The sequence below is a fragment of the Streptomyces sp. 6-11-2 genome (assembly GCF_006540305.1).
GTDB lineage: Bacteria > Actinomycetota > Actinomycetes > Streptomycetales > Streptomycetaceae > Streptomyces.
On record NZ_BJOR01000001.1, the window covers coordinates 5123900 to 5144254 of the forward strand.

Annotated in this window: 14 protein-coding genes; 8 read left to right on the forward strand and 6 right to left on the reverse strand. The window is 70.6% G+C overall.

Features of this window, described 5'->3' with window-relative positions:
- Positions 1-36: 36 nt before the first annotated feature.
- Together TNCT6_RS22575 and TNCT6_RS22580 are read right to left on the reverse strand one after the other, a co-directional pair.
- Positions 37-879, reverse strand: coding sequence for a phosphatase PAP2 family protein (locus tag TNCT6_RS22575; protein WP_141361484.1), 843 nt, complete (start codon positions 877-879; stop codon positions 37-39).
- 75 nt (positions 880-954) lie between these two features.
- Entirely contained in the window at positions 955-1989 is a 1035-nt protein-coding gene (locus TNCT6_RS22580; protein WP_141361486.1) for a LacI family DNA-binding transcriptional regulator, read from the reverse strand.
- Positions 1990-2434: 445 nt separating this feature from the next.
- Between TNCT6_RS22580 and TNCT6_RS22585 the strand changes: the two genes are divergently transcribed.
- From TNCT6_RS22585 to pulA, 6 genes are all read left to right on the forward strand, one after another.
- Positions 2435-3706: an extracellular solute-binding protein gene (locus tag TNCT6_RS22585; protein WP_141361488.1), complete on the forward strand. Its 1272-nt coding sequence runs from the start codon at positions 2435-2437 to the stop codon at positions 3704-3706.
- 157 nt (positions 3707-3863) lie between these two features.
- Complete coding sequence (locus TNCT6_RS22590; protein WP_141361490.1) at positions 3864-4868, forward strand: carbohydrate ABC transporter permease; 1005 nt, start codon at positions 3864-3866, stop codon at positions 4866-4868.
- 19 nt (positions 4869-4887) lie between these two features.
- Positions 4888-5793 (forward strand): sugar ABC transporter permease, encoded by a 906-nt coding sequence (locus TNCT6_RS22595; RefSeq protein WP_141361492.1) that lies wholly within the window; start codon positions 4888-4890, stop codon positions 5791-5793.
- Between the two features lie 205 nt (positions 5794-5998).
- Entirely contained in the window at positions 5999-7687 is a 1689-nt protein-coding gene (locus TNCT6_RS22600) for a glycoside hydrolase family 13 protein (protein ID WP_141361494.1), read from the forward strand.
- Between the two features lie 132 nt (positions 7688-7819).
- Positions 7820-9196, forward strand: a complete 1377-nt coding sequence (locus TNCT6_RS22605; protein ID WP_141361496.1) for an alpha-amylase family protein — start codon at positions 7820-7822, stop codon at positions 9194-9196.
- Positions 9197-9533: 337 nt separating this feature from the next.
- Positions 9534-14948: a pullulanase-type alpha-1,6-glucosidase gene (pulA, locus tag TNCT6_RS22610; RefSeq protein WP_141361498.1), complete on the forward strand. Its 5415-nt coding sequence runs from the start codon at positions 9534-9536 to the stop codon at positions 14946-14948.
- Here the strand turns inward: pulA and TNCT6_RS22615 are convergent.
- Positions 14945-15901, reverse strand: coding sequence for an IS481 family transposase (locus TNCT6_RS22615; protein WP_141361191.1), 957 nt, complete (start codon positions 15899-15901; stop codon positions 14945-14947). The two genes, pulA and TNCT6_RS22615, sit on opposite strands and share 4 nt — an antisense overlap.
- Before the next feature lie 140 nt (positions 15902-16041).
- Here TNCT6_RS22615 and TNCT6_RS22620 point away from each other — a divergent pair, with 140 nt between their 5' ends.
- Positions 16042-16398, forward strand: coding sequence for a 5-carboxymethyl-2-hydroxymuconate Delta-isomerase (locus TNCT6_RS22620; protein ID WP_141361500.1), 357 nt, complete (start codon positions 16042-16044; stop codon positions 16396-16398).
- Between the two features lie 13 nt (positions 16399-16411).
- Here TNCT6_RS22620 and TNCT6_RS22625 read toward each other — a convergent pair whose 3' ends face one another.
- The 3 genes from TNCT6_RS22625 to TNCT6_RS22635 all read right to left on the reverse strand — a co-directional run bounded on the left by TNCT6_RS22625 (position 16412) and on the right by TNCT6_RS22635 (position 19673).
- On the reverse strand, positions 16412-17101 hold the full coding sequence (locus TNCT6_RS22625; protein WP_141361502.1) for a TetR/AcrR family transcriptional regulator: 690 nt from the start codon (positions 17099-17101) through the stop codon (positions 16412-16414).
- 97 nt (positions 17102-17198) lie between these two features.
- Entirely contained in the window at positions 17199-19121 is a 1923-nt protein-coding gene (locus TNCT6_RS22630; RefSeq protein ID WP_141361504.1) for a hypothetical protein, read from the reverse strand.
- Positions 19122-19172: 51 nt separating this feature from the next.
- The gene (locus TNCT6_RS22635; RefSeq protein ID WP_141361506.1) at positions 19173-19673 is read right to left on the reverse strand and encodes a tetratricopeptide repeat protein; all 501 of its coding nucleotides are present in this window, start codon (positions 19671-19673) and stop codon (positions 19173-19175) included.
- Between the two features lie 157 nt (positions 19674-19830).
- Between TNCT6_RS22635 and TNCT6_RS22640 the strand changes: the two genes are divergently transcribed.
- Positions 19831-20253, forward strand: a complete 423-nt coding sequence (locus TNCT6_RS22640) for a hypothetical protein (RefSeq protein WP_141361508.1) — start codon at positions 19831-19833, stop codon at positions 20251-20253.
- Positions 20254-20355: the final 102 nt, after the last annotated feature.

The following is a 20355-nucleotide window of genomic DNA, read 5'->3' on the forward strand; positions in this document are numbered from 1 at the left end:
CTCCGCAGGCCGTGACGGCGGCCCTGCGACACCGCCCTACGCCTCCGTAGGCCGCAGCGCCGGCGTCAGCCGCGGCAGCGCGTGCGGCAGCGCCCCGTACCAGGCGCGGGCCACCGTGAAGCCGAAGGAGAGGCACAGGGCGCCGCCGACCGCGTCGAGCCAGAAGTGGTTGGCGGTGGCGACGATGACGACCAGGGTGGCCACCGGGTAGAGCAGGCCGAGGACGCGCAGCCACGGGATCGTGCACAGGGTGAAGACGGTCAGGCCGCACCACAGGGACCAGCCGATGTGCATGGACGGCATCGCGGCGTACTGGTTGGACATGTTCTTGAGGTCGCCGGACGCCATGGAACCCCAGGTGTGGTGGACCTGGACCGTGTCCACGAAGTGGCCGCCGGCCATCAGGCGCGGGGGTGCCAGCGGGTACAGGTAGTAGCCGAGCAGCGCCACACCCGTCGTCACGAAGAGGGTGAGCCGGGCCGCCGCGTAGCGGCCGGGGTGCGTGCGGTAGAGCCACACCAGGACGCCGATGGTGACCACGAAGTGCAGCGTCGCGTAGTAGTAGTTCATGCCGATGATCAGCCAAGTCACCGAGTTCAGGGCATGGTTGACCGAGTGTTCGACGGCGATGCCGAGCTGGTGCTCGGCGTCCCAGACCCAGTCCGCGTTGCGCAGCGCCTTGGCCTTCTGCTCCGGGACCGCGTTGCGGATCAGCGAGTACGTCCAGTAACTCACCGCGATCAGCAGGATCTCGAACCACAGCCGCGGCCGGCGGGGGGTGCGCAGCCGCTCCAGGGCGGTGGGGGACTGCTCGTCCGTGACAAGGGGCGGAACGGCCTCTTCCCGGCCTTCCAGTCGTGTCTCGGTCGAGTCACCCATAGGCACAGAGTCTGCCAGAAAAGCGTTCGTCCACCGATCATCCCCCGGTCGGGTTCCGTTCGCATGTTCTCCGCCTCAGGGACGAGCGCGGTCCCCGGGGGCCGAAGCGGTCGAACCGCGCACCACCAGCTCCGGCATGAACACGAACTCGCTGTGCGGCGCGGGCGTCCCGCCGATCTCCTCGAGCAGCGTGCGCACCGCCGCCTGGCCCATCGCGGGCACCGGCTTGCGGATGGTCGTCAGGGGCGGGTCGGTGAAGGCGATCAGGGGGGAGTCGTCGAAGCCCACCACGGAGACGTCCCGGGGGACCTCCAGGCCGCGCTGCCGGGCCGCCCGGATCGCGCCGAGCGCCATCATGTCGCTGGCGCAGACGATCGCCGTGCAGTCCCGTTCGATGAGCGCGGTGGCCGCGGCCTGGCCGCCCTCCAGGGTGTAGAGGGAGTGCTGGACCAGCTCCGACTCGACGACGTCCGCGGCCAGGCCCAGCTGGTCCTGCATGGCGCGCACGAAGCCCTCGATCTTGCGCTGGACCGGCACGAAGCGCTTCGGGCCGAGGGCCAGGCCGATACGGGTGTGCCCCAGGGAGGCGAGGTGGGTGACCGCCAGGGTCATCGCGGCCCGGTCGTCGGGGGAGATGAACGGCGCCTGCACCTTGGGGGAGAAGCCGTCCACGAGGACGTAGGGCACGCCCTGGGCGCGCAGGCGCTCGTAGCGCTCCATGTCGGCCGTGGTGTCCGCGTGCAGACCGGAGACGTAGATGATCCCGGCGACCCCGCGGTCCACCAGCATCTCGGTCAGCTCGTCCTCCGTGGACCCGCCGGGGGTCTGCGTGGCGAGCACCGGGGTGTAACCCTGCCGGGTCAGCGCCTGGCCGATGACCTGCGCCAGCGCCGGGAAGATCGGGTTCTCCAGCTCCGGGGTGATCAGGCCCACCAGCCCCTCGCTGCGCTGCCGCAGCCGTACCGGGCGCTCGTAGCCGAGGACGTCGAGGGCGGCCAGCACGGACTGGCGGGTGGTGGCGGCGACGCCCGGCTTGCCGTTGAGGACGCGGCTGACGGTCGCCTCGCTCACCCCTGCCTGCGCGGCGATGTCGGCAAGCCGTGTGGTCACATGACCGGACTGTACCGGTCGGCCCCCGCCCTGCACACCGACGGGGCGCCTGGTGCGAGCCGTTGAACGGCCCGCTGCGGGCTGCTGCGTCATCGCGATCCCTCGTGTTCGGTCGGCGGCCGGTCGACGTCCGGGTCTCGGCGTCCGGTCCGCAACGGGATGATTCCTCCCCCGCCATCGTCTGGCAAGGGCTTGCAGAGTCTTGCACAAGTGTCCGAGGGGCCGCCTGCCCGCGTGAAATCAGGGCCGTAGGACCCGCGTCGGCGGGTCACGAAGTGGTAACTCACCCGCAGTCTTGCGCTTTTTTTCTGCAAGGTCTTTCGCGGAGCTTGCAACGCTGTTACGTTCTCGGTCGCCCGGCGGCGGCAACGGCGCGGTCGGCAACTCGGCAGGGCGGCGGACGGGGCCGTTCCCTGTTCACGGGCTTAACCCTCAAGGAGAACTCATGCGGCGTGGCATAGCGGCCACCGCGCTGGTGGCGTCCCTCGCCCTCACGGCGACGGCGTGCGGCGGGAGCGACAACGGCGACAAGTCGGACGGTCCGGTGACCATCACCTGGTGGGACACCTCCAACGCCACCAACGAGGCACCGACGTACCAGGCCCTGGTCAAGCAGTTCGAAGCGGCCAACAAGGACATCAAGGTCAAGTACGTCAACGTCCAGTTCGACCAGGCGCAGAACAAGTTCGACACGGCCGCCGGCTCCAAGGGCGCCCCGGACGTGCTGCGCTCCGAGGTCGGCTGGACCCCGGCCTTCGCCAAGAAGGGCTACTTCGTGCCGCTGGACGGCACCGAGGCCCTCGCCGACCAGGACAAGTTCCAGCCCAGCCTGATCACGCAGGCCCAGTACGAGGGCAAGACCTACGGCGTCCCGTTCGTCACCGACACCCTGGCCCTGGTCTACAACAAGGCCCTGTTCCAGAAGGCCGGCATCGCCGAGGCCCCCAAGACCTGGGACGAGCTGAAGTCCGCCGCCGCCAAGATCAAGGACAAGACCGGCGTCGACGGCTACTGGGGCTCCACCCAGGCCTACTACGCCCAGAACTTCCTCTTCGGCGAGGGCACCGACACCGTCGACGTCGACGCCAAGAAGATCACCATGAACTCGGCGGCCGCCAAGAAGGGCTACGGCACCTGGCTCGGCCTGTTCGACGGCAAGGGCCTGCACAAGGCCGACACCACCGCCGACGCCTACGCCCACATCCAGGACGCGTTCATCGAAGGCAAGGTCGCCGCGATCATCCAGGGCCCCTGGGAGATCACGAACTTCTACAAGGGCTCCGCCTTCACGGACAAGTCCAACCTGGGCATCGCCACCGTCCCGGCCGGCTCCTCCGGCAAGGCGGGCGCTCCGACCGGCGGACACAACCTCTCCGTCTACGCCGGCTCGGACAAGGCCCACCAGGACGCGGCCCTGAAGTTCGTGAAGTTCATGACCTCGGCGAAGTCCCAGGAGACCATCGCCCTGAAGAACTCCACGCTGCCCACCCGTGACGACGCCTACACGGCCGAGGTCAAGACCGATCCCGGCATCGCCGGCTACCAGGGCGTCCTGGCCGCCGCCCAGCCGCGCCCGGCGCTGCCCGAGTACGGCTCCCTGTGGGGCCCGCTCGACACCGAGCTGCCCAAGATCGCCGCCGGCAAGGAGTCCCTGGACAAGGGCCTGAGCAACGCCGAGATCGCGATCGCCAAGCTGGTCCCCGACTTCAGCAAGTGAGTCCGCGTGGCCGCCGGACCTCTCCCGCGACAGGGAAGGCCCCGGCGGCCACCGGCCTGTGCCCAGTGCTGTGACCGGAAAGGTTCACCGGCTCGCGGCGAACCTTTCCGGCCTCAGCACCAGCCCCATTCCCTGATCTTGCAAAAGGTGTCGAACCATGACAGTCGCCATCGACCGCGCGACCGGCAGGCGCCGCGGTGACCGCGCGCCTCGGCCCGGGCTGGGGCAGCGCCTGAAGAACGGCTTCCAGAAGTACTGGTACGCCTACGCGATGATCGCGCCGGTGGTCGTCGTGCTCGGCGGCATCGTGGGCTACCCCCTGGTGCGGGGCTTCTACCTGACCCTCACCGACGCCAACAGCCTCAACTCGGCGCGCACCATCGGCGTCAACCACATCGAGGCCACCTACCGGTTCCTCGGGCTGGACAACTACAAGGACATCCTGTTCGGCCCGACCGCGTACGACCGGTTCTGGTCGCACTTCCTGTGGACCGTCTTCTGGACGGCCGCCTGCGTGTTCCTGCACTACACCATCGGCCTCGGCCTCGCGCTCATGCTCAACCAGAAGCTGCGCGGTCGCACCTTCTACCGGCTGATGCTGGTCCTGCCCTGGGCCGTGCCGACCTTCGTCACGGTCTTCTCCTGGCGGATCATGCTCGCCGACTCCGGCGTGCTCAACCAGGTGCTCGGCAGTCTGCACCTGCCCCAGCCGCAGTGGCTGGAGGACACCTTCTGGCAGCGGTTCGCCGCGATCATGGTCAACACCTGGTGCGGTGTGCCGTTCATGATGCTCTCGCTGCTCGGCGGCCTGCAGTCCATCGACGCCACGCTCTACGAGGCCGCGGAGATGGACGGCGCGAACGCCTGGCAGCGGTTCCGGCACGTCACGCTGCCCGGTCTGCGCTCGGTCAGCTCCACCGTGGTGCTGCTCGGCGTCATCTGGACCTTCAACCAGTTCGTCATCATCTTCCTGCTGTTCGGCCCCTACAGCGCGCCCGACGCTCAGATCCTCGTCACCTGGGCCTACTACCTGGGCTTCGGACAGCAGCCGCGCGACTTCGCCCAGTCGGCCGCCTACGGCGTGCTGCTGCTGTCGATCCTGACCGTCTTCACCTCCTTCTACTTCCGCTGGCTGAAGCGCAATGACCAGCTCGCCGTCTGACGCCGCAGGAGCCGCCGCCATGAGCACCACGACCCTCGAAAAGACACCGGCCGGCCCGGCTTCCGCCCCGCCTTCCCCGCGCCGGACCCGTCGGCGGGGCGAGCGCGGCCGGCTCGGCGGCGCCCTGCTGCACGCCGGCCTGGCCGTGGCGAGCCTCATCGCGCTGGCACCGGTGGCATGGCTGTTCTTCCTGTCGCTCGGCCCGGACAAGGACGACTACCTGCACCCCGGCCGGATCTTCGGCAAGCTCACCTTCTCCAACTACAGCTTCGTGCTGCAGCACACGGCCTTCTTCGACTGGCTCAAGTCCACGATGATCGTGGCCCTCGGCACCACCCTGATCGGCGTCTTCGTCGCCGCCACCACCGGCTACGCGGTCTCCCGCATGCGGTTCCCCGGCTACAAGCAGCTGATGTGGGTACTGCTCCTCACCCAGGCCTTCCCGATCGCCATCCTGATCGTGCCGATGTACGAGATCTTCAGCGAGCTCGGTCTCATCGACACCTACTGGGCCCTGATCGTCATCAACTGCACCACGGCCGTCCCCTACAGTGCCTGGCTGCTCAAGGGGTACTTCGACACCATCCCGTTCGAGATCGACGAGGCGGGACGCGTGGACGGGCTCAGCCCCTTCGGCACCTTCGCACGGCTGATCCTGCCGCTGGCCCGCCCGGGGCTGGCCGTCGCGGCCTTCTACAACTTCATCACGGCCGTCGGCGAGGTCGCGTTCGCGACCACCTTCATGCTGGACGACTCCAAGTACACCTTCGCGGTCGGCCTGCAGAGCTTCGTCAGCGAGCACGACGCCCAGTGGAACTACATGGCCGCCACCGCGGTGTTGATCGCCGTTCCGGTGTCGGTCTTCTTCTACCTTGTCCAGAAAAACATCGTCACCGGCCTCACCGCGGGCGGCACCAAGGGCTGACCCCACCCCTGGTCAACGGCTCCCGCGCGGCTGCCCGCGCGGGTGGCGGCCGCGGTGTCCCCCAAGCTCTTCGAGCAGGGGCCCCCGGACCCCGCTGTCACCGCGGCCGCCCCGTCACCCGGACGCGTTCCTCCGCACCCATGACAAGCAATCGCCCCGAGCTCCCTCGCCCGAGCAGGGGCACCCCCGACGCACCAAGGACGCCATGAGCAAGCAGCACTTCCCGGCCGAATCCCCCCTCTCCGAAGCGGCTGCCACCACCGTCGCCCCGCGCCGCGACTGGTGGCGGGACGCGGTGATCTACCAGGTCTATCCGCGCAGCTTCGCCGACAGCAACGGCGACGGCATGGGCGACCTGGAGGGCGTACGCTCCCGCCTGCCGTACCTGCGCGACCTCGGTGTGGACGCCGTCTGGCTCAGCCCGTTCTACGCCTCCCCGCAGGCCGACGCCGGCTACGACGTCGCCGACTACCGTGCCGTCGATCCCATGTTCGGCAATCTGCTGGACGCCGACGCGCTGATCCGCGACGCCCACGCGCTGGGCCTGAGGATCATCGTCGACATCGTCCCCAACCACTCCTCGGACCAGCACGAATGGTTCAAGCGCGCGCTCGCCGAGGGCCCCGGCTCCGCCCTGCGCGACCGCTACCACTTCCGCCCCGGCAAGGGAGCGGACGGCGAACTCCCGCCCAACGACTGGGAGTCCATCTTCGGCGGCCCCGCCTGGACCAGGGTCACCGAGCCGGACGGCACCCCCGGCGAGTGGTACCTGCACCTGTTCGCGCCCGAGCAGCCCGACTTCGACTGGGACCACCCGGCCGTCGGCGACGAGTTCCGCTCCATCCTGCGGTTCTGGCTGGACATGGGCGTCGACGGCTTCCGCATCGACGTGGCCCACGGCCTGGTCAAGGCCGAGGGCCTGCCCGACCTCGGCACCCACGACCAGCTGAAGCTGCTGGGCAACGATGTCATGCCGTTCTTCGACCAGGACGGCGTGCACGCGATCTACCGCCAGTGGCGGCACATCCTCGACGAATACTCGGGCGACCGGATCTTCGTCGCGGAGGCGTGGACCCCGACCGTCGAACGCACCGCGAACTACGTCCGCCCCGACGAACTGCACCAGGCGTTCAACTTCCAGTACCTGGGCACCGACTGGGACGCCGACGCGCTCCGTGAGGTCATCGACCGCACCCTTGAGTCCATGCGCCCGGTGGGTGCCCCGGCCACCTGGGTGCTGTCGAACCACGACGTCACCCGGCACGCCACCCGGTTCGCCAACCCGCCCGGCCTCGGCACCCAGATCCGCAGCGCCGGCGACCGCGACCTCGGCCTGCGCCGGGCGCGCGCGGCCACGCTGCTGATGCTGGCGCTGCCCGGTTCGGCGTACGTCTACCAGGGCGAGGAACTGGGCCTGCCGGACGTCGTGGACCTGCCGGACGAGGTGCGCCAGGACCCGGCGTACTTCCGGGGCGAGGGCCAGGACGGGTTCCGCGACGGATGCCGGGTACCGATCCCGTGGACCCGCGAGGGATCCTCCTACGGATTCGGCGGCGGTGGCAGCTGGCTTCCGCAGCCCGCGCACTGGGGCCGGCTGAGCGTGGCGACCCAGCAGGGCGTGCCGGGCTCCACCCTGGAGCTGTACCGCTCGGCCCTCGCCGCCCGCCGCGCCCACTCCGACCTGGGCGCCGGCGAGGCGGTGGAGTGGCTGCGCGCGCCCGAGGGCGTCCTCGCCTTCCGGCGCGGTGAGTTCGTCTGCGTGGCGAACACGACCGGCGAGTCGGTGACCACCCCGGCGTACGGCCGTGTGCTGCTCACGAGCGGTGAGGTGACGGAGGCGGGCGGCGAGGCGAAGGTCCCGTCCGACACGACGGTGTGGTGGACCACGGCCTGACCCGACAGGTCACAGTTTCACATCAACTCCCCACGGCCCGCTGCCCGTTGAGGCGGCGGGCCTTCTACCATCCGGGGTCATCGACTTGCTGAACCTTTCAGCAAGGGCCTTCAACGAAGAAGGAACCCCCACATGACCATCCGCAGACCCCTTTCATACGCGGCCGCCCTCGCCATGGCCGCCTCGGTGGCCCTCGCCGCCCCGGCCGCCGCCTCCCCGCCCGGCACCAAGGACGTCACCGCGGTCCTCTTCGAGTGGAACTTCGCCTCGGTCGCCAAGGAGTGCACCAACACCCTCGGCCCGGCCGGCTACGGCTACGTCCAGGTCTCCCCGCCCGCCGAGCACATCCAGGGCCCGCAGTGGTGGACGTCGTACCAGCCGGTGAGCTACAGGATCGCCGGTCGGCTCGGTGACCGCACCGCGTTCCAGAACATGGTCAACACCTGCCACGCGGCCGGTGTGAAGGTCGTCGCGGACACGGTCATCAACCACATGTCGGCGGGCAGCGGCACCGGTACCGGCGGCTCGTCGTACACGAAGTACGGCTACCCGGGCCTGTACTCGAACAACGACTTCAACGACTGCAGGACCGACATCACCAACTACCAGGACCGCTACAACGTCCAGTACTGCGAACTGGTGGGCCTCGCCGACCTCAGGACCGGGTCGGACTACGTCCGTCAGACCATCGCGGGCTACATGAACGACCTGCTCTCCCTGGGCGTCGACGGCTTCCGTGTCGACGCGGCCAAGCACATCCCGGCCGCCGACCTCGCCAACATCAAGTCGCGTCTGAAGAACCCTTCCGCCTACTGGAAGCAGGAGGTCATCCACGGCGCCGGCGAGCCGATCCAGCCGACCGAGTACACCGGCACCGGCGACGTCCAGGAGTTCCGCTACGCCTACGACCTCAAGCGGGTCCTCACCAATGAGAAGCTCGCCTACCTGAAGAACTACGGCGAGGGCTGGGGCTACATGAGCAGCTCGGTGGCCGGCGTCTTCGTCGACAACCACGACACCGAGCGCAACGGCTCGACCCTCAACTACAAGAGCGGCGCGAACTACACGCTGGCCAACGTCTTCATGCTGGCCTGGCCCTATGGCGCCCCCGACATCAACTCCGCCTACGAGTGGTCCGACGCGGACGCGGGTCCCCCCAACGGCGGCAAGGTCAACGCCTGCTGGCAGGACGGCTGGAAGTGCCAGCACGCCTGGCCGGAGATCAAGTCCATGGTCGCCTTCCGCAACGCCACCCGCGGCCAGGCGGTCACCAACTGGTGGGACAACGGCAACAACCTCATCGTCTTCGGCCGCGGCACCAAGGGCTATGTGGTGATCAACCACGAGAACACGACGGCCAATCGCTCGTACCAGACCTCGCTGCCCGCGGGCACCTACTGCGATGTGCAGGGCAACAGGACCGTCACGGTGGACGCCAACGGCTGGTTCCAGGCCTCGGTCGCCCCGAACACCGCCCTCGCCATCTACGCCGGGAAGCCGAGTTGCTGACAACCCGGCGCCTGCTCCTGCGGCGCCGGCCGCCGTGGTCGGCGGGGTCGCGGAGGGCGAGGAGGTGGTCGCGGTGACCCAGGCGGCCGACACACGTTCGCGGCGGCCTCGGATCCTCCACCGCCTTCCGTGACGGTGGGGCCGGCGCTTCGGGAGTGGGGCGCCGGCCCCTGCCGGGGTGGGGGTGAGTGGCTGATGAAAAGATTTTCCGCGAGTTTCAAGGGTCTTGCTGTAAGCCTTGCGCAGACGATACGGTCGCGCCCACGCCCGGCGGCGTCGTCGATGCCGGGGCGAGGGGCCGCAATCAAGTGAGCCGTACCGCCAAGGAGTTCACCCCGTGATACCGAGATGGCCGGCGCCCTCGCGGCGCCGCACCCCGTCAGGCAGACGCGTCGCCGCCGTCACCGCGGCCGCGCTCGCCGCAGCGCTCGTCCCACCGCTCACGGCGCAGGCGGCCGGAAAGCCGCCCGCGCCGCCCTCGGACGCGAGGCTCGCCGCCGAGCCGGCCCGGCACGACGCGACCCGGGAGCAGTTCTACTTCGTCCTGCCGGACCGTTTCGCCAACGGGGACACGTCCAACGACCGGGGTGGGCTGACCGGCTCACGGCTCGCCACCGGCTACGACCCCACCGACAAGGGCTTCTACCAGGGCGGCGACCTCAAGGGCCTGACCAACCGGCTCGACTACATCAAGGGCCTGGGCACCACGGCCATCTGGCTCGCGCCGATCTTCAAGAACCAGCCCGTGCAGGGGACCGGCAAGGACGCCTCGGCCGGCTACCACGGCTACTGGATCACCGACTTCACCCAGGTCGACCCGCACTTCGGCACCAACAAGGACCTCGAAACCCTCATCTCCAAGGCGCACGCCAAGGGCATGAAGGTCTTCTTCGACGTCATCACCAACCACACCGCCGACGTCATCGACTACGAGGGCGGCTCCCACGAGTACCTGTCCAAGGGCGCCTTCCCCTACCTGACCAAGGACGGCCGGCCCTTCGACGACGCCGACCACGCGGACGGCACGAAGAAGTTCCCCGCCGTGGACGCCTCGTCCTTCCCGCGCACACCGGTCGTCCCGGCCGCCAAGAAGAACGCCAAGGTCCCGTCGTGGCTCAACGACCCGACGGTGTACCACAACCGCGGCGACTCCACCTACACCGGCGAGAACTCCACCTACGGCGACTTCTCCGGCCTCGACGACCTGTGGACGGAGCGTCCCGAGGTCGTCAGCGGCATGGAGAAGATCTACCAGCGCTGGGTGAAGGACTTCGGTGTCGACGGCTTCCGCATCGACACCGTCAAGCACGTCAACATGGAGTTCTGGACCCAGTGGGCCACGGCGCTCGACACCTACGCCGCCGCCCACGGCCGTAAGGACTTCTTCATGTTCGGCGAGGTCTACTCCGCCGACACCTCCGTCAACGCCCCGTACGTCACCGAGGGCCGCCTCGACGCCACGCTCGACTTCCCGTTCCAGGACGCGGCCCGCTCCTACGTCTCCCAGGGCGGCAGCGCGAAGAGGCTCGCGGGCGTCTTCGGCGACGACTACCGGTACACGACCGACAAGGCCAACGCCTACGAGCAGGTCACCTTCCTCGGCAACCACGACATGGGCCGCATCGGTCACTTCCTGGAGCAGGACGACCCGAAGGCGACCGACGCCGAGATCCTGCGCAAGGACGGGTTCGCCAACGAGCTGATGTTCCTCAGCCGCGGCAACCCCGTCGTCTACTACGGCGACGAGCAGGGCTTCACCGGCTCCGGCGGCGACAAGGACGCCCGCCAGACCATGTTCGCCTCCAAGGTCGCCGACTACCTCGACGACGACCGGATCGGCACCGACCGCGGCCACGAGAGCGACGCCTACGACACCACCGCGCCGCTCTACCGGCAGATCGCCGGCCTGGCGAAGCTCCGCAAGGACAACCCGGCCCTCACGGACGGCGTCCAGACCGAGCGCTACGCGGCGGACGGGCCCGGTGTCTACGCCTTCACCCGCACCGACGCCCGGACCGGGGCCGAGTACGTCGTCGCCTTCAACAACGCGGGCGGGGCGAGGACGGCCACGTTCGCCACCGGCTCGGCGCGGATGACGTACCGCGGGATCCACGGCACCGAGACGGCCGTGACCTCCGACGCCGACCGCAGGGTCACCGTCACCGTCCCGGCCGGATCCACCGTCGTCCTCAAGGCCGTGGGCACCCTCGACCGGCCCGCCACCAAGCCGGCCGTCACCCTCACGCCCCCCGCCGCCGGCGCCACCGGCACCGTCGAGCTGCACGCCGACGTCACCGGCGGGCAGCTCAACCGGGTCGTCTTCGCCGCGCAGACCGGGAACGGCCCCTGGAAGATGCTCGGCTCCGCCGACCACGCCCCCTACAAGGTCACCCAGACCCTGGCCCGGACCGTCCCGGCCGGCACCGCCCTGCGCTACAAGGCGGTCGTCGTCGACTCCGCCGGCCGCACGGCGAGCGCGACCGCGGACTCCACCTCCGGCACCCCTCCGGTCCCGGAGGTCCCCACCGCCTCCTCCCGCGACTCCGCGGTCGTCCACTACAAGCGCGCCGACGGCGACTACGCGAACTGGGGCCTCTACGCCTGGGGCGACCTCGCCGACGGCGAGTCGACCACCTGGCCGAACAGCCACCCCTTCACCGGCCGGGACGCCTACGGCGCCTTCGCCTACGTCAGGCTGAAGCCGGGCGCCTCCGACGTCGGCTTCCTGGTCATCGACAAGGACGGCAACAAGGACGTCTCCGCCGACCGGTCCATCGACGTCACCAGGACGGGCGAGGTCTGGATCGAGCAGGGCACGGAGGACGTGCGGACCGCGCGCCCCGAGTATCCGGCGCAGGACCCGGCCAAGGCCGTCATCCACTACCACCGCGCCGACGGGAACTACGACGGCTGGGGCCTGCACGTGTGGACCGGCGCCGCCGACCCCACCGACTGGTCGAAACCCCTCCAGCCGGTCAAGACTGACTCCTATGGCGCGGTCTTCGAGGTACCGCTCACCGATGGTGCCACCAGCCTCGGCTACATCATCCACAAGGGCGACGAGAAGGACCTGCCGGCCGACCAGTCCCTGGACCTCAAGGCGGCCGACGGCCACGAGGTGTGGTTGATGAGCGGCCAGGACAAGCCCCTGCTGCCGCAGCCCACCGGCGGCGCGGGCGCCCTCGACCTGTCCACCTCGAAGGCGGTCTGGATCGACCGGGACACGGTGGCCCTCAAGGGCGTGGAAGGCGCCGCCTCCACCCAGCTCGTCTACTCCCACGACGGCTCGATCACCGTTCAGGGCGGGACGCTGACCAGCGACGACGAGCGGTGGCTGCGGCTGGCGAGGACCACGCTCTCCGACGCCCAGAAGGCGGGGTTCCCGCATCTGAAGGACTACACGGCCTGGTCCGTCGACCCGCGCGACCGGGCCCGCGTCCGCGAGGCCCTGCGCGGCCAGGTCGTCGCCTCCCAGCGGGCCGCGAACGGCGCCGTGCTCGCGGCGACGGGCGTCCAGCTCGCGGGCGTGCTCGACGACGTGTACGGCACCTCGGCCGCCAAGGCCCACCTCGGCCCCGTCTTCCACCAGGGCGGGCCCACGCTGAGCGTGTGGGCGCCGACCGCGCAGAGCGTCGCCCTGGAACTGGACGGCAAGGCGGTCGCCATGCACCGCGACGACACGACCGGCGTCTGGTCCGTCACGGGCCCGGCGTCGTGGAAGAACAAGCCCTACCGGTACGCCGTGACGGTGTGGGCGCCCACCGTCGGCAAGGTGGTCACCAACAAGGTCACCGACCCGTACTCGGTCGCCCTCACCGCGAACTCCGAGCGCAGCCTCGTCGTCGACCTCGACGACCGGGCGCTGGCCCCGAGCGGCTGGTCGGGCCTGGCCAAGCCCAAGGCCGTACCGCTCAGGGACGCCCAGATCCAGGAGCTGCACATCCGGGACTTCTCCGTCGCGGACCGGACGGTCCCGGCCCGGGACCAGGGCACCTACCGGGCCTTCACCGACAAGAACAGCGACGGCTCCCGGCACCTGCGCGAGCTGGCGAAGGCGGGCACGTCGTACGTGCACCTGCTGCCCGCCTTCGACATCGCCACCATTGCGGAGAAGAAGGCCGACCAGGCGACCCCGGACTGCGACCTGGCCTCCTACCCGGCCGATTCCGAGCGGCAGCAGGCGTGCGTGGCGAGGACCGCCGCGCAGGACGCCTACAACTGGGGCTACGACCCCTACCACTACACGGTCCCCGAGGGCTCCTACGCCACCGACCCGGACGGCACGGCCCGTACCGTCGAGTTCCGGCAGATGGTCAAGGCGCTCAACCAGGACGGGCTGCGCGTCGTCATGGACGTCGTCTACAACCACACGGCCGCCGCCGGCCAGGCGGACACCTCCGTGCTCGACAGGATCGTGCCCGGCTACTACCAGCGGCTCCTCGCCGACGGTTCGGTGGCCAACAGCACCTGCTGTGCGAACACCGCGCCCGAGAACGCCATGATGGGCAAGCTGGTCGTGGACTCGGTCGTCACCTGGGCCAGGCAGTACAAGGTCGACGGCTTCCGCTTCGACCTCATGGGCCACCACCCCAAGGCCAACATGCTCGCCGTCCGCGAGGCGCTCGACGCACTCACGCTGAAGAAGGACGGCGTGGACGGCAAGAACATCGTCCTGTACGGAGAGGGCTGGAACTTCGGCGAGGTCGCCGACGACGCGCGGTTCGTCCAGGCCACGCAGCGGAACATGGCGGGCACGGGCATCGCGACCTTCTCCGACCGGGCTCGTGACGCGGTCCGCGGCGGCGGCCCCTTCGACGACGACCCGGGCGTCCAGGGCTTCGCCTCCGGCCTCTACACCGATCCCAACTCCTCCGCGAGCAACGGCACCGAGGCCGAGCAGAAGGCCCGCCTGCTGCACTACCAGGACCTGATCAAGGTCGGCCTGAGCGGCAACCTCGCCGCGTACCGCTTCACCGACACCAGCGGCAAGGAGGTCACCGGCGCCGACGTCGACTACAACGGCTCGCCCGCCGGATACGCGGGCGCCCCCGGCGACGCCCTCGCCTACGCCGACGCGCACGACAACGAGTCGCTGTTCGACGCCCTCGCCTACAAACTGCCGTCCGCCACGAGCGCGGACGACCGGGCCCGGATGCAGGTCCTGGCGATGGCGACGGCCGCGCTGTCCCAGGGGCCGGCGCTGTCCCAGGCCGGGACCGACCTGCTGCGCTCGAAGTCCCTCGACCGCAACTCCTACGACAGCGGCGACTGGTTCAACGCCATCCACTGGAACTGCGCCGACGGCAACGGCTTCGGCCGCGGGCTGCCCATGGCGGCCGACAACCAGGACAAGTGGCCGTACGCCAAGCCGCTGCTCACCTCCGTCGCGGTGGGCTGCCCGCAGATCCAGGGGGCCTCGGCCGCGTACCGGGACCTGCTGCGCATCCGCACCACGGAGCAGGCCTTCTCCCTGGCAACGGCCGCGCAGGTGCAGCGGAAGCTGTCCTTCCCGCTGTCGGGCGGCGACGAGACGCCCGGCGTGATCACCATGAGGCTCGGTGACCTCGTCGTGGTGTTCAACGCCACGCCCGAACGCCGGCAGCAGCGCGTCGCGGAGCTCGCGGGGACCGGCTACCGGCTGCACCCGGTGCAGACGGCGGGCGGCGATCCGGTGGTGAAGACCTCGTCGTACGAGAGGGCGACCGGAACGTTCACGGTCCCGGCGCGTACGGTCGCGGTGTTCAGGAACTAGCTGTATTGACCCGGAGCGTTGTTGACGCGGCTGATCGGTGGGTGGCCGCCGAGTGCGGTGTGGCAGCGGTGGTGGTTGTAGGTGTGGAGGAAGTCTGCCAGGGCTTCGGTTCGCTCGCGGTTGCTGGTGTAGGGCCGCAGGTAGGCCCATTCGTCGAGCAGGGTGCGGTTGAAGCGTTCGACCTTGCCGTTGGTCTGCGGCCGGTAGACGCGTGTGTGTTTGCCGGCCGCGCCCAGGTCGGCAAGTGCCTGTCGCCAGGCGAAGCTCTTGCGGTAGGGCCAAGCGTTGTCGGTCAGAACCCGTTCGATGCGGGTCATGCCGTGGGCGTGGAAGAACGCGGCTGCGCGGGTGAGGAAGGCGGCGCAGGTGGCGGCCTTTTCGTCCGGGTGGATCTCGCTGTAGGCCAGGCGGCTGTGGTCGTCGACGGCGGAGTGGACGTAGTCGTAGCCCATGCTGTTGCGGGTGGTGCGGCCGGCCTGGCGGCCCAGCACCCTGTGACCGCCGCCGTCGGGGATTCGGCCGAGTTTCTTGACGTCGACATGGAGCAGCTCGCCGGGTCGGTCGCGTTCATAGCGGCGGATGACCTGGCCGGTGGGCCGGTCCAGGAAGGCGAGTCGGTTCAGGCCGTGCCGGGTCAGGATGCGGTGCACGGTGGAGGCGGGCATGCCCAGGATCGGTCCGATGCGTGCCGGGCCCAGCTTGCGATCCCGCCGCAGCCTGCAGACGGCCGCCTCGGTGGTGGCTGCGGTCCGGTGTGGTGTCCTGCGGGGACGACTGGAGCGGTCGAGGAGTCCGCTCTCGCCCTCGGACCGCCAGCGCCGGATCCACTTGTGGGCGGTGGGGCGGGAGACACCCATCTCCGCAGCGACGTGGGCGACAGGACGGCCGGAACGGACACGTTCGACGAGCAGCCGCCTGCCGTGAACAGTCAGCCGGGCATTACGGTGGGACACGAAGGCCTCCGTGCGGTGAAGATTCGACACCTCCACCACACACGGAGGCCTTCGCCACGATCAAGACCAGATCGCGTTAACAACGCTCGTGGTCAATACAACTAGCGCGGGTCCCCGGTCGACCCGGAACAGGAGTGCTCATGCCGCAGATCACCGTCGACTACTCCGAGCGGCTGGCCGACGCCTTCGACCGGCGTGCCTTCGCGCGGGAGCTGCACGCCCGCACGGTCGAGATCGCGGCCGCCAAGCCTCCGGCGTGCAAGACGCAGTTCCGCCGGACCGAGGACACCGTCGTCGGTCCGGACACCGAGGGGCACGCGATCGTGCACGTCACCATCGGCCTGCTGGCCGGCCGCACCGACGAGACCAAGGCACGCCTGACGGAGGCGGTCCTGGAGGCGCTGCGGCAGCATGTGAAGCCGGTCGACAGCCTGGAGCTGCACGCGTCGGCCGAGGTCCGCGACCTCGACACCTCGTACCGGAAGTTCGACGCCTAGCGGCGGCACCGCACTAGGAGGCGAGGGCGACGAGCCGGCCGACCAGGTCCAGGAAAGGGCCGTCGGCCGGCTCGTCCTTGAAGACCCGGCGCATGAGCGCGCCCATCTCCTCGTCGTGGGCGGCGCTGACGGCGACCAGCGCGCCGAAGTCGTGCACGAGCTGGACCTCCAGCTCGGCGCGCGGGATGCGCCGGCCGTCCAGCCAGATCAGCGCCGTCGACTCCGCGAGCGAGATCCACGAGCGGACGACCAGCTCCAGCCGGGCGGGCGGCTCCTCGACCCCGAGATGCGAAAGGATCTGGTCATACGCGGCCTGCCGGACGGAGTCGATGAGCGCGTTCGTCGTCGACGAGCCAACAGCGGGGCCGCCGCGCATCAGCGCCGAGAAACCGGGGCCGTGCTCGTCCACGAAGTCGAAGAACCGGCGCATCACCCGCAGCAGCCGCGCCCCCAGCGGGCCCTCGTGCGGCTCCGCGAACCGGCCCGCCAGATCGTCCGAGGCACGCTTCAACGCGGCCTCGTACAGGCTGAGTTTGCCCGGGAAGTAGTGGTAGACCAGCGGGCGCGAGATGCCCGCCGCCGACGCTATCTCGTCGATGGAGACCTCGTCGGGCGAGCGGCGGCTGAACAGTTCGAGGGCGACGCCGATCAACTGCTGCCGTCGTTCCTCGACTCCCATCCTGCGGCGAACCCCGGTAGTCATACGAACACCTTACCGATCGATTCCGGCCCCGAACGGACCGGACAGGATCGACCGCGGTGTTCGACCTCGGGGCGTCACACCCTCCCACGCCGGCCGGTCACTTCTGGCGCAGCACGTCGACGGACCCGCCGTCGTCCAGCGTCCCCTTCAGATCGGCCTCGGCGCCCTGCCTCGTCCGTACGGCGAGCAAGTGGCCCTGGGAGGAGGCGCTGACCCCGCCCGTGGCGCTGATCGAGGCGGTGTCCCGGCCGCCGGCGGCGAGCAGGTACCAGGTGCCCGTCTCCGACTTCCACAGCACCCCTGCGAGCACGTGCGGATCGCGGGTGCCGCACGCGGGCACGTTCTCGGCTTTGGCCGCGACCGCCGCGTACTTCCCGCCGGGGGTGTGGAACTGGGCCAGCACCCGGGGCCCGTCGCCCCGCCAGGTCTCGGCCCGGGTGCACACCCACGCGGCCGTGCCGGTCTCGTCGGGCAGGGGCTGCTCCGCGTACTGCCAGGCGTTGACCGACCGGACGCCGTGTGCGCGCACGGAAGCCAGTGAGCAGGCCAGCGGTGCCCAGGCGCGCAGCCCCGCCGCACCGGACGCCTCCTGCGGGGCGTCCGGGCGGCCCGTGGTGAGGCGGGCGGGGGCCAGCTCGCCGAGATCGGCCAGGACATGGGTGCCGGGTTCGCCGGTCAGCTGGAGCACGTTCCACGAGGTGCAGGCGCCCGTCCGCTGGACCGGGCTGGCCAGCGGCCCGGTGACCCCGTCCGTGATGCCGAGGTCCATCGCCCCGGCGTCCGGCTTGAGCAGGTCCCGTTCGGCCGCCGACTTCACCCAGGGTGCCGTCAGATAGCGGACGTTGCCGTCGGAGCGGCCCAGCACCACCGCGCTCGCCTCCGCGCCGGCGGCGCCGTCGACCCGGGCGAGGTCGAGGGCGGCCCCGGCCGCGGAGTCCTTCGGCTCGGCGTAGCGGGCGATGCGCAGGCCGTCGTAGAAGAGCACCACGCGCGCGTTGTCGACGTCGCCTGCGTAGAGCAGTTGCGGCGGTCCGGCGGGGCCGCCCGAGGCGGTGCCGGGGGTGACCGAGACCCGTACGGAGTCGCCGGGGCGGGCCCAGACGGCGAGGGCGCGGCGCAGCAGGGCCGTGTCGCCGGCCCGGCCGCCGCGGGCCGGCCACACGGAGAGGTCCAGCCGCGCGGAGGTCCGCCAGGCGGTGGGGGCGACCCTGGTCAGCCTGCCCGGGTCCAGGGCGGCCTCGGCGGACGGGTTCTGCGCGTAGGCGGGCGCGGCGGCGCCGTCGGGACCCCAGCCGCCGCCCGGCAGGGCGACCAGCGCCCCGCACACGGCGAGAGCCGCAGCCGCGGCGAGCGCGGCCCTGGTGTGCTGCCTGCGCCGCTTCAGGTCGGTGGGCCGGGCCTGCAACGAGCAGGGGTCGAACTCGGGGGAGTCCAGGAGCGCGTACTGGGCGGGCAGCCGGTCGGCCTGGCGCAGCGCTGCGACCGGGTCGGACACGCCCGCGGCCTTCAGCACCTCCCGTACGGCGGGGTCCGGGAGCCTTTCCAGGCCGCGCAGGACGTAGGCCGCGCGGGCCGGCCCGGACAGGGTCGCCAGCTTCTGGTCCAGGGCGAGTTCGTCGGCGCCGCCGGTGTGCGGGAACAGGCGCAGGCCCCACACCAGGGGCATCAGCGGCGGCAGTTGGGCGCGTCCGGGCCGGATCCGGCGCCTGAGCGGGCGGCCCGCCCCCAGCGCCGTGCGGATCACCTGGAGGCGGACGAAGGCATAGCCCGGGTCGGACTCGCGGCCGGCCGACTGGGCCGGGATCACGGACGCCGAGGACCGGCCCCGCGGCAGCGCCCGCTGTGCCAGCGCGTGCGCGGTCAGCACGCGGCGGCCCCGCCCGAGTCCGGGCGGCAGCACCAGATAGGCGAGCCGGACCAGACGCGGATAGTGCTCGACGAGCGCGGCCTCGGCCCGCTCGGTATCGACGACCGGCCCGGGGGAGGACTTGTGGCGCGGAGCGACATCCTGTGACTGCACGTCCAGGCAAACGAGCGAGCCGGTCCTTGGTCACACCGCCGCCCGGCGGTCTCAGTCCTCCGGCTCGACCAGCAGCCGGGCGTAGTTCGCCATCGAGCGCTGGTAGCGGGGCAGATGGGGCGCGAGGGCGCCGAGGACGAGGGACAGACCCTCGCGGTCACGGCCGAGACTGGACAGGCACAGGGCCAGACACGCCCGGACGGCGTCGTCCAACTCGTCAGAGGGGCCGTCCAGTTCGGGCGTGAGCAGCTTGACGCCCTCCTCCGAATGACCGGTGTTCCGCAGTGAGCTGGCCAGTTGGATCCTGGTCCGGCGGCCCCGGTAGCCGCTCAGCCCGCGCGCCAGTGCCTCCCGGTAGAGCGGCACCGCCCGGTCCGAGTGGCCGGTGGAGTCCCAGGCGCAGGCCCGCTCGAACGGGCCGAGCGGGCTGCCGTCCGGCAGTTCGGCGACGAGCGCGTCGATCCGCGCCCGGAACGCGGGTGCCTCGTCCTCGGAGTAGTCGTCGAAGCGGGCCCAGGCGGCGGCCACGCGGTCTTCCCAGTCCTGGTTCATCGGCTCACGCTTGCACGCACGTGCAGGTGGCGTCCACCCGATTGAGCGCTGTGCGCGCCGGAGCCGTATCGAAGGGCGGCCCCTGCCGGGGCCCGGTGCGGCATGCTTGTGGCTCGTGCCGCCGGGAACGGAGAGCCGGAAGCGACCGGAGGAACAGATGAGGGTGACCCGACCGATGCTCGCGGTGGCCGGTGCCGCGGCGGCACTGGCGCTGACGGGGTGCGGCTCCGGTGACGGTGTGGCGGCGAAGGTGCCGCCGACGGCTACCGGCAGCCTGGAGAGTCTGGCCGCCGAGGTGAAGTGCGAGCCGGACATGCAGACCGACGCCGACACCATCCGGCAGGCGATCTGCACCAACTCCACCGGCAAGTTCGTCCTCGCCACCTTCGCCACCGACCGCGGCCAGCGGGAGTGGATCGACGACGCGAAGGACTACGGCGGCTCCTACCTCGTCGGCCGCAAGTGGGTCGCCGTCGGCGACAGCGGCGTGGTCACCACGCTGCGCGCCACCCTCGGCGGTGACGTGGAGACGGGCAAGGACCACAGCGCCCACAGCGCCCACGGTGCGCACAGCGGCTGAGCGGCCCCACTCACGGGCACACACGGCGAAGGCCGGCGGCGGGATCTCCCGCCGCCGGCCTTCTTCAAGAGGTCACCGGTCCAGTGTCACCGGATCAGGGCG

What these genes read in the sequence shown, in the direction of transcription:
- TNCT6_RS22625 (WP_141361502.1), bottom strand. Translation starts at nt 17,101, where the DNA reads ATGACTACCGGGGTTCGCCGCAGGATGGGAGTCGAGGAACGACGGCAG.
- TNCT6_RS22640 (WP_141361508.1), top strand. Translation starts at nt 19,831, where the DNA reads ATGAGGGTGACCCGACCGATGCTCGCGGTGGCCGGTGCCGCGGCGGCA.
- TNCT6_RS22620 (WP_141361500.1), top strand. Translation starts at nt 16,042, where the DNA reads ATGCCGCAGATCACCGTCGACTACTCCGAGCGGCTGGCCGACGCCTTC.
- TNCT6_RS22635 (WP_141361506.1), bottom strand. Translation starts at nt 19,673, where the DNA reads ATGAACCAGGACTGGGAAGACCGCGTGGCCGCCGCCTGGGCCCGCTTC.
- TNCT6_RS22575 (WP_141361484.1), bottom strand. Translation starts at nt 879, where the DNA reads ATGGGTGACTCGACCGAGACACGACTGGAAGGCCGGGAAGAGGCCGTT.
- TNCT6_RS22585 (WP_141361488.1), top strand. Translation starts at nt 2,435, where the DNA reads ATGCGGCGTGGCATAGCGGCCACCGCGCTGGTGGCGTCCCTCGCCCTC.
- TNCT6_RS22595 (WP_141361492.1), top strand. Translation starts at nt 4,888, where the DNA reads ATGAGCACCACGACCCTCGAAAAGACACCGGCCGGCCCGGCTTCCGCC.
- TNCT6_RS22605 (WP_141361496.1), top strand. Translation starts at nt 7,820, where the DNA reads ATGACCATCCGCAGACCCCTTTCATACGCGGCCGCCCTCGCCATGGCC.
- TNCT6_RS22600 (WP_141361494.1), top strand. Translation starts at nt 5,999, where the DNA reads ATGAGCAAGCAGCACTTCCCGGCCGAATCCCCCCTCTCCGAAGCGGCT.
- TNCT6_RS22590 (WP_141361490.1), top strand. Translation starts at nt 3,864, where the DNA reads ATGACAGTCGCCATCGACCGCGCGACCGGCAGGCGCCGCGGTGACCGC.